The 13700-nt window shown below is 35.2% G+C and carries 8 protein-coding genes; 7 read left to right on the top strand and 1 reads right to left on the bottom strand.

Features of this window, described 5'->3' with window-relative positions; all coding sequences use genetic code 11:
* The first annotated feature begins 245 nt into the window (after window positions 1–245).
* The 6 genes from LXH21_RS07005 (at window position 246) to phoU (ending at window position 6385) form a co-directional block, all read left to right on the top strand.
* Complete coding sequence (locus LXH21_RS07005; RefSeq protein ID WP_239863586.1) at window positions 246–1454, top strand: porin family protein; 1209 nt, start codon at window positions 246–248, stop codon at window positions 1452–1454.
* A gap of 107 nt (window positions 1455–1561) precedes the next feature.
* A complete protein-coding gene (locus LXH21_RS07010; RefSeq protein ID WP_239863588.1) occupies window positions 1562–2425 on the top strand; it encodes a phosphate ABC transporter substrate-binding protein in 864 nt (287 codons plus the stop codon).
* Window positions 2426–2723: 298 nt separating this feature from the next.
* Window positions 2724–3932: a phosphate ABC transporter permease subunit PstC gene (gene pstC / locus LXH21_RS07015; protein WP_239863591.1), complete on the top strand. Its 1209-nt coding sequence runs from the start codon at window positions 2724–2726 to the stop codon at window positions 3930–3932.
* Window position 3933: 1 nt separating this feature from the next.
* Window positions 3934–4812, top strand: coding sequence for a phosphate ABC transporter permease PstA (gene pstA, locus LXH21_RS07020; protein ID WP_239863593.1), 879 nt, complete (start codon window positions 3934–3936; stop codon window positions 4810–4812).
* A gap of 108 nt (window positions 4813–4920) precedes the next feature.
* Window positions 4921–5673, top strand: coding sequence for a phosphate ABC transporter ATP-binding protein PstB (pstB, locus tag LXH21_RS07025; RefSeq protein ID WP_239863595.1), 753 nt, complete (start codon window positions 4921–4923; stop codon window positions 5671–5673).
* A 43-nt stretch (window positions 5674–5716) separates the two neighbouring features.
* Entirely contained in the window at window positions 5717–6385 is a 669-nt protein-coding gene (gene phoU / locus LXH21_RS07030; protein WP_239863597.1) for a phosphate signaling complex protein PhoU, read from the top strand.
* A 96-nt stretch (window positions 6386–6481) separates the two neighbouring features.
* Here the strand turns inward: phoU and LXH21_RS07035 are convergent, their stop codons facing one another.
* Window positions 6482–7555, bottom strand: a complete 1074-nt coding sequence (locus LXH21_RS07035) for a glycosyltransferase (protein ID WP_239863599.1) — start codon at window positions 7553–7555, stop codon at window positions 6482–6484.
* Window positions 7556–8627: 1072 nt separating this feature from the next.
* On the opposite strand from LXH21_RS07035, the gene LXH21_RS07040 reads away from it, so the two are divergent.
* The coding region (locus tag LXH21_RS07040) for a beta strand repeat-containing protein (RefSeq protein WP_239863608.1) at window positions 8628–13700 on the top strand (5073 nt) is incomplete at its 3' end.

Below are 13700 nucleotides of genomic sequence, written 5' to 3' on the forward strand. Positions count from 1 at the left end.
AAAAATGTTGTTTAATTTATAAAAAACCTCTAAAAATACTAATTATCAAGTTGTTAGTTTAATTTCAACTAATCCCTAAATAAACTTATAACACACTGTTAATTAGCGTATTGTATTTTATTATTGATTCGTAGTTGTAGTTTAGTTACCTTTTGTTAGGGTTATCGTAACATTAAATTAATACCAGCCTTTTTTATTAACATTAGTTTTGCATCGTAATAACACATTGGTAACTAATTGTTAAAATGAAAAAATTTTTATTGAGCATTTCGCTATTATTCTCACTAACTATAATAGCACAAGACATTAAAAAAAATGGAGATTCTAAGTCTATAATTGAGAATTATTATAACTCTGGCAAAAAATTAGGATTTACAGCCGTAGATAGTTTGTTTCAAGTAAATATAGGTTTTAGAGTTCAAAGTAGAATTGGATATGGAAAGGATGAAGGACAGTCTGGAGTTGCTGAAGGAGAGATCAGAAGGATGAGGTTAAAGTTGGATGGTTTTGTGGTGAGTCCTAAGTTTGGTTATAAAGTAGAGCTAGGATTTTCGGCTCGAGATATAGGGACAGTAGCTGTTGGTAACAGCGGAAATGTAATTCTGGATGGAGTGTTTTTTTATAAACCATCATCGGATTTAAAATTTGCTTTTGGACAAACGAAGTTGCCAGGAAACAATCAACGTGTTATTTCGTCAGGTTCATTAGAGCTTACAGATCGAAGTATTAACAACTCTAAATTTAATATTGATCGTGATTTTGGAATTTTTGTCGAATATGCAAAAACAAAAAAAGATAAATTTTATTATGGTCTGAAAGGTGCGATATCAAAGGGAGAAGGCCGTAATTGGGTAAAAACTTCAGATGATGGAATAGCATTAACAGGTAAGGTTGAATTATTTCCCCTAGGCGCATTCACCAAAAATGGTTCTAATTTTGAAGCGGATTTAATGCGTGAGAAAACACCAAAGTTAATGTTGTCTGGAGCGTTTAGTCAAAATAACAATGCACTTCGATCTCAGGGACAATTAGGGAGCAGTCTATACGAGTCAAGAACCTTAAAGTCGGTATTCGCAGATTTAGTTTTTAAGTATAATGGTTGGTCTGCATCTGCAGCTTATATGTCAAGAACTACTGATGATGCTATTACGAGAGATGCGGCAGATGCGAGTCTTACGCAAGCAGTATTTGTTGGTCATGGTTTTGATGGACAAGTGAGTTATCTCTTTCCATCAGAATACCAGATCATAGGACGTTATTCGACACAAAAAGTAAACGACCAAATCAGAACAATAAGTCCAAACTCAGATGAGTATACTGTAGGTGTATCAAAGTATATTTTTGGTCACAAAGTAAAAGTACAAGCTGAGGTATCTTATGATCAAATCTACAATTACGGTGCTTCAGTTTCTGATAATTTATTTGCACGTTTTCAAGTAGAAATAGGATTGTAAAAGTTTTAGGTTTATGTGGCAAAGTATAAAGATTGAATAATGTTGCCTTAACACAGAGTTAATATTGAGAGGGTATTTTTGTATAAAATTAAACAAAGAATTAAAAAATGAATAAATTTAAATTATTTTTAATATTACCATTAATTGGTATGTTGAGTTGTGGTAAGGCTAAGACCGAAGATAAAGGAGAAGGTAATGCTGACGCATCTGTTTCTGTAACAATTAAAGGTAGTGATACTGTTTTGCCATTGGCACAAAAAGAAGCAGAAGAATTAATGAAAAATAATGCAAATGTAAGTATTACAGTTGTTGGTGGTGGTTCGGGAGTTGGATTAACGGCGTTGATCGATGGAACTACAGATATCGCAATGGCATCAAGAGATTTGAAAACAGAAGAGAAATTAAAATTTTCTGAATCTAAAACGGAAATAGAAAAGGTAATCATTGCATATGATGCACTGGCAGTAATTGTGAATCCAGCTAATAGTGTTTCTAAATTAACTCGTGAGCAGTTGGAGAAAATTTACATTGGAGAAATCACAAACTGGAAAGATGTTGGTGGAGCTGATGAGAAAATCGTAGCATACTCAAGAGAATCTTCATCTGGAACTTATGAGTTTTTTAAAGATGAGGTGATGGATAAGAAAAATTATGCTACTACAATTTTGAGCTTACCTGCGACTGGAGCAATCGTTCAAGCAGTAGGACAAACAAAAGGAGCTATCGGATATGTTGGTTTGGCTTACGAGACTAAAGAAGTGAAGCAGCTGTCTGTTTCTTACGATCAAGGTAAAAACTTTGTTGCTCCTTCAGTAGCGAGTGCAAAAGACAAAACGTACCCAATTTCACGACCATTGTTTTATATGTTTAATAAAACAAATGAAGCAAAAGTTAAAGCAGTTGTAGATTATGCTATGTCACCAGAAGGACAAAAGAATGTTTCTGAAATAGGATATGTTCCATTGAAATAAATATAAAAGGTTAATTATAAATATCTAAAGCTACCTATTTTTATTAGGTAGCTTTTTTTTATTACTTCAACTTTAGGATTTAAATATATCTGCGTTTTTACCACTTTTTATATAATGCTGCAAAGATTTTTAAGTCGATTGTAATAAGTTGCAAGTGTGTTAGTTGTGGGGTTTATGCTTTGCGTTTTCCCGTGATGCATAAGTATCGACTTAACATTAAGTTAACCTAAGGATAATACTCTAAGAACATTAGAGGCGTGTGTCTGGTGTAATTTTGTCAAAAAATAAATAGACTGATTTGAAAACAAATTTAAAAAAAATTAGAGAAAAGGTTATTGAATCTGTTCTAATGCTAAGTAGTGTAACTACAAGTATTACGGTGATATTAATTGTCTTTTTTTTGTTTATTGAAGGAGCAGGAGTATTTAGTAGGAAACCAATCGATGATGGTTTTTTGCTAGCAGTAGCCCCATCGAATTCAGTGCAAAAACTTTCTCCAGCCCAAGTTAAAGATGTATACGATCAAAAAATTAAAAATTGGAAAGAGGTAGGTGGTGCAGATCTGCCTATAGTTTTATTCCGAACTTCGGATATTTCAGATTATTATACGGATGAAGAATTAGGAGAGAATTTCGAAAATTTCCCTCAAAAGATAAACGAACTCATCACCAAAACTCCTGGTATAATCGCTTTTTTTTCAGAAACATACAAGGCGAAACAATTTGTGGGTAAAGAATTAGATATTGATAAAATAACGATATCAAAGTTTCTATCTGGTGAAGAGTGGTTTCCAACAGCACAGCCTATTGCTCAAATGGGAGTGAAACCTTTAATTTATGGAACGTTATGGGTAAGTTTTGGAGCCATATTAATTGCTTTACCTATCGGTCTCGCTGCTGCAATCTACTTAAGTGAAATTGCAAAGAAAAAAACAAGGAATTTACTGAAGCCATTAATTGAACTTTTAGCAGGAATACCGTCTGTGGTTTATGGTTTCTTCGGATTAGTAATTATTGTTCCTTTAATTCAGTCTACTTTCAATCTACCTGTTGGTGAGACTGCTTTGGCCGGTTCTGTGGTCTTAGCGATTATGGCATTACCAACGATTATTACAATCTCTGAAGATGCAATGCGCAATACGCCACGAGCAATGAAAGAAGCCAGTTTGGCGTTAGGAGCCAGTCAATGGCAAACGATATATAAAGTGGTTGTCCCATATTCCGCTTCTGGAATAACTGCTGGTGCGATCTTAGGAATTGGAAGAGCTATTGGAGAAACAATGGCCGTTTTAATGGTAACAGGAAATGCTGCCGTAATTCCGCATTCCTTCTTAGCACCTGTGCGAACCATTCCTGCCACTATTGCGGCAGAATTAGGAGAAGCACCAAACGGTGGTTTGCATTATGAAGCTTTATTTGCTTTAGGTTGCATTTTGTTCATCATCACATTCGGTATTAACATGTTGGTAGAAATGGTTACCAATAGAAAATCCCATAAAAAACACTAGTATGAGTACTGAAAAGAAATTAGCTAATAAAAAGAGACGAAATCAAAATATTGCTTTTGGACTTTTTACAGGGATCAGCTATAGCGTCGTAGGGCTATTATTTGTGATTCTAGCCTTTATAGTTGTTAAAGGTATTGGTGTTATCAGTTGGGAGTTTATATCAGCAATGCCAAAAGAGGGAATGACAGCTGGAGGTATATTTCCAGCAATAGTTGGTACGCTCTGTTTGGTTCTAGTGAGTATGGTTTTTGCCTTTCCAGTTGGAGTTTTTGCTGCTATTTACATGAATGAGTATGTAAAAGATGGCTGGGTAAAAAAAATCATTAAGCAAATGACCAATAATTTAGCAGGAGTTCCATCTATCGTTTTCGGACTTTTCGGAATGTCTTTATTTGTAAATAAATTAGGTTTTGGTGATTCTATTCTTGCAGGAGGATTAACTCTAGGTTTACTTGTTTTACCTGTGGTTATAAGAACTACTGAGGAGTCATTAAAAGCCGTAGAAAATACTTTTAGGCAAGCAAGTTTGGGATTAGGTGCTAGCAAATGGCAAACTACTCGTAATGTAGTTTTTCCTATTGCTTTTCCAAATATCATTACCGGACTGATTTTATCAATTGGTAGAGTGTCGGGAGAGACCGCTCCAATCTTATTTACGGTGGCAGCTTATTTTTTGCCTAAATTGCCTACCTCTATATTTGATCAGGCAATGGCTTTACCATATCATTTATATGTTATTTCGACAAGTGGTACAAATATTGAAGCTTCTAGAGCAATGGCTTATGGAACTGCACTTGTTTTAATTGTGATTGTTCTTATTTCAAACTTACTGGCAAATAAATTACGCAAGCACTTCGGTAAAAAAGTTAAAATGAATTAAAACTAATATTGTTCTAAACAGGTTAACAACTTTATTTTTTCGAAAATTTAATTCTTAACTTTAGACCAATAAAATATTAGACTAAATTAAATTTGTAATTAGTATAACATGCATAAAATAGTATCACAGAACGTAAACTTTTATTACGGAGAATTTCAAGCTTTACACGATATCTCTTTGTCGGTAAAAGAAAATACAGTTACAGCTTTAATAGGACCATCGGGTTGCGGTAAATCGACCTACCTGCGCTTGCTGAATCGTATGAATGATTTGATCGATAATACACATATGTCTGGCACTATTACTATTGATGGCAATGATATTTATGATAAACATACCAACGTTGATGATTTAAGAAAAAATGTAGGGATGGTTTTTCAAAAACCCAATCCTTTTCCTAAAACCATATTCGAAAATGTGGCTTATGGACTTAGAGTTAATGGCATTACAGATAAAAAGATTATAGAGGAGCGTGTTATTACTTCTATCGAACAAGTCGCATTATGGGAGGAAGTTAAGGATAAATTGCATAAATCCGCCTTTGAGCTCTCAGGAGGACAGCAACAACGTTTGTGTATAGCGAGAGCGTTAGCAATACAACCTTCCGTTTTATTGATGGACGAGCCAACATCGGCTCTAGATCCAATTTCGACATCAAAAGTAGAGGAACTTATTTATGAATTAAAAAAGCAATATACAATTGTTATTGTGACGCATAATATGCAGCAAGCAGGACGTATCAGTGATAATACAGCTTTTTTCTATATGGGCGAATTGATTGAATACGATAAGACAAAGACGATTTTTACAAAACCTACAAAAAAACAAACAGAAGATTATATAACAGGAAGATTTGGTTAATCTTTGATTAAATTATTATCTTTCAATCTTTAAATAACAAACAATGGCATCACATCTAGAATTAGAAATAGATAAACTTAAAAGTGTAATCATTAAAATTGGTGAACTGGCAGAAGGTCAGGTAAATGAAGCAGTTAAAGCCTTGCTTTACGAGCCTTTTTCGGAGGTTAAAGAAGTAAAAAAAACGGAAAATAAAATTGATAAATTAGATGTAAAAATTGATGATATTTGTCAAGGTATTTTTGCATTACAACAACCTGTAGCTTCAGATTTAAGATTTATTATTTCATCCATGCAAATTGGAAACGAGATCGAGCGAATTGGTGATTTGGCTATGAGTATCATTAAACAATCAAAAAGTATAAAGGAGAAGCATGAACTAGTTTCTCAATTTAATATTGCAGAAATCGCTAAGGATGTTGAATTAATTACATCAAAAATGAATCAATGTTTTCTTGCTTTAGATGAAGCTCTGATTGATGATATTTTTACATTAAATACGGAGGTAAAGCAAAGGAGTACAGAGGCGATTGAAAATATTATTGTCGAAATGAAGAACAATTCAAAAAAGGTTTTGTCTGGAACTCATTTGGTGATTGCATTGAAGCATTTAGAGCGTATTGCTGATCATAATTCTAATGTAGCAGAGTCAGTTTACTTTATGATTAATGCTAAAACTATTAAACACGAAAAATTTTCGGATAAGAAGTAATCTAAGAGAAACAATTTATATTAAAGTGGTTTTTGAACTCAATAAGAGTTTGGAAACCATTTTTTTTAAGTAAATTATTGAACTTAATTAGCGCTGTTATTTAAAAATTTTTAAAACGGCTTCCCAATCTACATTTTCGTTTGATTGGCTGAGACCTTTGTAGTTTTTAACTTCATCTAATTTTGAAATCGTGAAGTTTTCTTGACTAGAATAGGGTGCCAAACCTTCCTTATTAAATTTTTCTGCCAAGTAGATTTGTTCGTATTGTCCAGGCGTTGGTATAAAAAAGGCTTTTTTATTAAGTTTTGCCAAGTCCATTATGGTTGTGTATCCAGATCTACATAATATTAGCTCACTCTCCTGCATAAGTTGCTCGAGCTGTCGAGTTTTCATGAAGTTGAAAAAAGTTATCTGTCCGATTTGCTCCTTTTTCTGCAAGTTTTCTACAACCCCTTTAACAAAGATTACATTTCCATGATATTTTTGGAGTTCATCAATTAAGTGTTTTTCAAGTAATTCTCTTTGCGGTTCGGGTCCAGATAAGAGTACCATTAAATCATATTTAATTTCTGTTTTGAGCAAATGAAGACGACTATGCGTGCCGATGTAAACTAAATTTAAATTATTCTTTTTCGAAAGATGACTTAAAACTCCTCCTAGATTAGGGCTAGAATTGTGATCAGGAACCCAACAACTTGTAAATTTCTTAATAAAGTATTGATGCATTATTGTACTCAGCCATGTGGTAGTACCAGTTAGGACATTAACCTGATGCGTGAGATAAACCGAAGGTACTTTGGTCGAATAACAGCCCATTCTGTTGTCTGATATAATTCCTATAATTTCATATTTATTAATCCATTTATCGACGAGTTTTTGCTCATCTCTAATTGTTAATGCGATCTTAGGCAAGTTTTTAATTAGGTTTCGTTTAAAGTGATTAGGATTCTTAGGATATCTTATGGTAGTGGATGGTAACTCTAAACAATGTACATAGGGAAATTCTTTTTGTAATAGCTGTAATGCTTGTCCGTCCGATGCAATAATAGGAGTGAAATTATAATAATGCAAAAGTTTTATGATGGGAATACAACGAGTGGCATGACCCAAACCCCAGTTAAGAACTGTGATAAGAATCGTTTTATTTTCATTTTCAATGTCACTTTCCATATAAATACTACTTTTTTGAAAGATAGTAATTGTAGTGTTTCAGTTTGTAGTAACGGATATTAAATAATCATTAAAGTTGCTATTGTTTAAAAATTATAAATATTTATAGAAGTTTTTTTCATTTGTGACCATTCAACTAAAGGAGAATGATGCACTCTGATTTATTTTGTAAAATTTTTAGAATTTATTAATATTTTAACATATATATATTATATAATTAAAAAATCACTAACACTAGTTTGTTAAGTCTGTATGCGAAATTTTAATTGCTAGGTGCCATCATCTTATGATTCAATCAGTTTTGCAAATAGAGGCGTATCGTGAAAAAATAAAAATACAAGAACATTATAATTAAGATGTTATTTGAATAAAACAGCAATTTGTCGTTTAAATGTGCTTTTTAACGTGATTAATCCTTGTATTTAGCATTTTACAGATGTAGTTTAAATTACATAAGGGAATGATATTCGATATTATTTCTCCGTATAATGTGGATTAAGATATCAATTTGTCTACATGATGATTAGTGTCACGTAATAGTTTACTGCGATTGAGGTGGTTATTTAAGATGATGTTAATAAGTTTTGTGTAAAATTAAAATAATATAGTTTTTAGATAAATATTGTAAAGTAAAGGCTTACTTTTGTTGCGAAATTAATAGCGTTTTAATTATTGATAATGATAATTAGACAGTTAATCAAAATGTATTTAATTCTCCATGTTGTGGCTGCAGTGTACTACAAATTAATCTTACACATCTAATGAGTGGCTTAATAAAGTTCCATTTTAATAAAGCTTAAAAAATATAGTCACAATTCATTTAAACTACAATGCTTATGTTCAACATTACTCAGAGGTATTTCAAATTTTCTTATTATCTGTCAACTAATTTCTTTTCACCTTATATTAAGGATATTTGAAAAGAACATTTCTACATATGACTGCTATAGCTTCTTATTAGATTTTCATGATTTGAAGCCGATTTTTTATCAATTACGATCTTTACCAACTATAATAAAATTACCTATTTCATTTGTGCAAATGAAATAAATTTAAAATTTAAATTTAATTTATGAAGAACTTTACTTTATTTAAAAAGATTTTATTTCTTATAATTTTTCTCGTCATTACAAAATCTCACGCACAATCTTTTGTTTTGGACGTAAGTGGAAATGATTTATCCCTGTCAGGAGCTACTATAGTTGCTAATAATGGATCAAATGGATTGTCTGCTGGTTCTACATTTCGTTATGACAATGTTATAACTAAAAATGGGATCACTATATATGCAATATTAACAGTAGTAGGTATAAATAGTGCTTCACTTAGCAGTATTGATGTTGACAGTAGCAACGCTGCGGGATTTCAACCTGTAATCAGTTCTCTAGATACAGGAGGTAACGTAAATTTTAAATTGAATTTTTATGAAGTAACTACAAATCTTCCTGCTTATTTGTATAACTATTATATGATTGCCGCCGACATCGACGGTACTAGTACTACACAAAGAGAGTATTATCGGTTGCAGGGGTATAAAAATTATAGATTAAATGACCCAACCATGATAACGGATTCTCCAGTAGGAGCTTATACTCAATTTCTGGGACGAGAAAATTCTCTACCGGGTATAACATTTGAGAATACTTCTTCCTTCATCGCTTTTTATGATGGTCCAAAAACATCTGTTGAATTTATTATGGGATCTACAGGGGCAAATCCTTCAAGGCAATTTGGGATGAGATTAGGAGAGCCTTCTACTGAAGTTTATACAAACCCCAAAACTACTACGAACGGCGATGCAGTGTTATCAACTGATTTACAGATTTTTAAAACTGTGAACACTATTAAGCCGTTAATTGGAACTAATGTAACCTTTACTTTAACGGCTAAAAATTTAGGACCTGATTCTGCAACAAATGTTTCAGTTGCAGATGCTTTACCTACTGGATACACCTCTGTAACTAACACAACTCCTACCAAAGGTACTTTTAATGGATCTATTTGGACTATTGGCTCGCTTACTTCAAACGAGACAGCAACAATAACAATTACGGCTAAAGTAAATTCATCTGGAAATTACCAAAATGTTGCAGGTATTACAGGCGACCAAGCTGATTTGAACATTACAAATAATAGTTCTACTGCATTAGTTTATGCACAGGAAGACACTGATGGTGATGGCGTTGGTGAGAACGTTGATTTAGATTCAGACAATGACGGTATCCTAAATCGTGATGAAGGAGGGTACTATTGTACAAGTTCAGTAAGCGAAAGTATCAATAGTCCAGCCGTTGCTAGTTATAATACTATTTTAAATTCTAATACAACATCTCCTGTTAATATCAACGGCCTTTCTAATGGATTGTTTAATTTTTCAGCCTCATTAGTTGGAAATGCAACATGGGCTGCAGCAATTGGGACGTCACCAAATAATGATGGTGGGGTGCAAGTAAAAAACAATTCAACTACACTTGTTGGAGATTATATTTATTTCCAGCCTACAAATACTACAAATGGTACTGCACATTACGCGTTATATACCGTTGATCTTTTAAGTTCGGTTAGTTCTTTTAGTTTCAATTCAGCTGGGTTAAATAATAATGATACTTTTGAGATATATGCGTATAATGGTGCGACAGCAATCCCATTAACTTCTGCTAATTTATCTAACTTTGATAGCGGAAATTCATGGACTGTATCTACAGTTGGAAATGCAGTTAAAGTTGTAGGAAGTGGAAGTAGTGGCGGCACTAGTGTTACTGCAAACAATTTTACGACTACAATAAACAGCGCTGTTACAAAAATTGAGATTCGTTCATACAAAAATAGTGGAAGCGGTAATGTTACTGCAAGTTTAACTTCCTTTGTATTTTGCAATTCGGGACCTTATTTGGATACAGATGGCGATGGTATTCCAGATTATTTAGATTTAGATTCTGATGGTGACGGTTGTCCAGATGCTATTGAAGGAGGTGCTTCTTTTGATAATAGTAATTTAGTTACTTCGTCATTGGCGGGTGGTAATTCTGGTTCTAGTTATACCGGTATTTCTTCTGCGCCTATTACGGTAAATTTAGGAAATACAGTAAATGCTACCGGTGTTCCTACAATTACGGGTTCTCCTCAAACTATAGGAACTAGCAGAAATGCTATTGTTAACGAATGTTGCCCTCCAACTGCAGGTGCGATAGCGGGTAATCAAACCATTTGTTATGGTGGAGATCCAGTTACATTTACCAACACAACTTCTGGGACAGCGCCAGGTGTAATAACTTATAGATGGGAGAGTGCAACGGGTACTTTTGCCACCTGGACTACTATTAGTGGCGCTACAGCAGCTACTTATGATGCACCTACTGGATTAACAGCAACTACACAATATAGAAGGTATACCGTTTCCACCATAAATGGTGTTGCATGTGAATCAGCAGCAACAACAGCTGTGACAGTGACAATAAGTCCTACAACAGTGGGAGGATCAGTTGCTTCTTCGCAAACGATTTGTTCAGGATCAACACCGGCAGATCTTAGTTTAACAGGAAATACAGGATCGGTAGTAAAATGGCAAAAATCAACTGATGCAGCCTTTACAACTCCAACCGATATTGCTTCAACAAGCACAACCTTAGCGAGCGCTACAATCGGAGCGTTGACAGCAAACACTTATTTTAGAGCAGTCGTTCAAAGTGGTAGTTGTCCAGCGGCAAATTCAGGATCAGTCTTAATTACTATAGATGCTACCTCAGTAGGTGGATCAGTTGCTTCTGCGCAAACGATTTGTTCAGGATCAACACCGGCAAGTATTAGCTTAACAGGAAATACAGGAACCGTAGTAAAATGGCAAAAATCATCTGATGCAGCCTTTACAACTCCAACCGATATTACTTCAACTAGCACAACCTTAGCGAGCGCTACAATCGGAGCGTTGACATCTACTACCTACTTTAGAGCAGTCGTTCAAAGTGGTAGTTGTCCAGCGGCAAATTCAGGATCAGTCTTAATTACGATAGATCCTACCTCAGTAGGTGGATCAGTTGCTTCTGCGCAAACGATTTGTTCAGGTTCAACACCGGCAAGTATTAGCTTAACAGGAAATACAGGAACCGTAGTAAAATGGCAAAAATCATCTGATGCAGCCTTTACAACTCCAACCGATATTACTTCAACAAGCACAACCTTAGCGAGCGCTACAATCGGAGCGTTGACAGCAAACACTTATTTTAGAGCAGTCGTTCAAAGTGGTAGTTGTCCAGCGGCAAATTCAGGATCAGTCTTAATTACGATAGATCCTACCTCAGTAGGAGGATCAGTTGCTTCTGCGCAAACGATTTGTTCAGGTTCAACACCGGCAAGTATTAGCTTAACAGGAAATACAGGAACCGTAGTAAAATGGCAAAAATCATCTGATGCAGCCTTTACAACTCCAACAGATATTGTTTCAACAAGTACAACCTTAGCGAGCGCTACAATCGGAGCTTTGACAGCAAACACTTATTTTAGAGCAGTCGTTCAAAGTGGTAGTTGTCCAGCGGCAAATTCAGGATCAGTATTAATTACAGTAAATTCTACAACAGTTGGTGGAACAGTTAGTTCAAATCAGACCATTAATTCAGGATCTACACCGGCAGATCTTAGTTTAACAGGAAATACGGGAATAGTAGTAAAATGGCAAAAGTCATCTGATGCAGCTTTTACGAGTCCGGCAGACATTACATCTACTAGTACGACATTAACAAGTGCTACTATTGGAACTTTGACTACTAATACTTATTTCAGAGCAGTAGTCCAAAACGGTGTATGCCCAAGTGAAGTTTCATCTTCTATTTTAATAACCATTAATACACCACCAGTTGCGACATTGACTAGCTCACCAAGTATTGTTAACGACGGATCTGCCAAAGCAGTAGCAGCATTAACCGCTACTGATGCAGATGGTACAATCGCAAGTTATAGAATAACAACTTTGCCAGTAGCAACTCAAGGAGTTTTATACTTAGCAGACGGTACAACACCGGTTACAACAGCTACTGTATTAACACCAACGCAAGCTGCGGGATTGAAATTCATTCCAGCACCAGGCTTCACGGGCAATGCTACCTTTTCATACACGGCAACGGATAATGATGGCGCAGTTGATGCCACACCATCAGAAGTTACAATTCCGGTGACCAACGCACCACCAACGACAGATAATAAAAGCTCTGATACGTTGACAAAAAATGGTACCGCTCAAAATCTACCTGCATTAACAGGAGCAGATTCAGATGGTGCCGTAGTTGCTTATGTTGTTACAACCTTACCACCAGCAGCATCGGGTATTTTATACCTAGCAGACGGAACAACGGTGGTTACTTTAAACCAAGAGTTGACGGTAGCGCAAGCAGCAGGATTAAAATTCGCACCAAAAGCGGACTTTACAGGCGAAACGACAAGTTTCAAAGTTGCTGCTAAAGACAATGGAGGATTAGTAGATACAGTAGGGGGAACAGTTAGTATATTATTGGCAAATACACCGCCAATTGCTACATTAAATAGCTCACCAAGTATTGTTAATGACGGATCTGCCAAGGCAGTAGCAGCATTAACCGCTACTGATGCAGATGGAACAATCGCAAGTTATAGAATAACAACTTTGCCAGTAGCAACTCAAGGAGTTTTATACTTAGCAGACGGTATAACACCGGTTACAACAGCTACTGTATTAACACCAACGCAGGCGGCGGGATTAACATTCATCCCAGCACAAGGTTTTACTGGTAACGCGACCTTTTCATACACGGCTACGGATAATGATGGAGCAGTTGATGCCACACCATCAGAAGTTACAATTCCAGTGACCAATGCACCACCAACGACAGATAATAAAACACTACTTACAGCATTAGTAAAAAACGATACGCCACAAGATCTACCTGCATTAACAGGAGCGGACACCGATGGTGCCGTAGTTGCTTATATTGTTACAACCTTACCACCGGCATCATCGGGTATTTTATATCTAGCTGACGGAACAACAGCGGTTACTTTAAACCAAGAGTTGACGGTAGCGCAAGCAGCAGGATTAACATTCGCACCAAAAGCGGACTTTACAGGGGAAACGACAAGTTTCAAAGTTGCGGCCAAAGACAACGGAGGATTAGTAGAT

This window comes from Flavobacterium algicola (assembly GCF_022399565.1).
Lineage (GTDB): Bacteria > Bacteroidota > Bacteroidia > Flavobacteriales > Flavobacteriaceae > Flavobacterium > Flavobacterium algicola.

Coding starts and splice junctions, on each gene's coding strand:
- LXH21_RS07005 (WP_239863586.1), top strand. CDS start 246: ATGAAAAAATTTTTATTGAGCATTTCGCTATTATTCTCACTAACTATA.
- LXH21_RS07010 (WP_239863588.1), top strand. CDS start 1,562: ATGAATAAATTTAAATTATTTTTAATATTACCATTAATTGGTATGTTG.
- pstA (WP_239863593.1), top strand. CDS start 3,934: ATGAGTACTGAAAAGAAATTAGCTAATAAAAAGAGACGAAATCAAAAT.
- pstB (WP_239863595.1), top strand. CDS start 4,921: ATGCATAAAATAGTATCACAGAACGTAAACTTTTATTACGGAGAATTT.
- phoU (WP_239863597.1), top strand. CDS start 5,717: ATGGCATCACATCTAGAATTAGAAATAGATAAACTTAAAAGTGTAATC.
- LXH21_RS07035 (WP_239863599.1), bottom strand. CDS start 7,555: ATGGAAAGTGACATTGAAAATGAAAATAAAACGATTCTTATCACAGTT.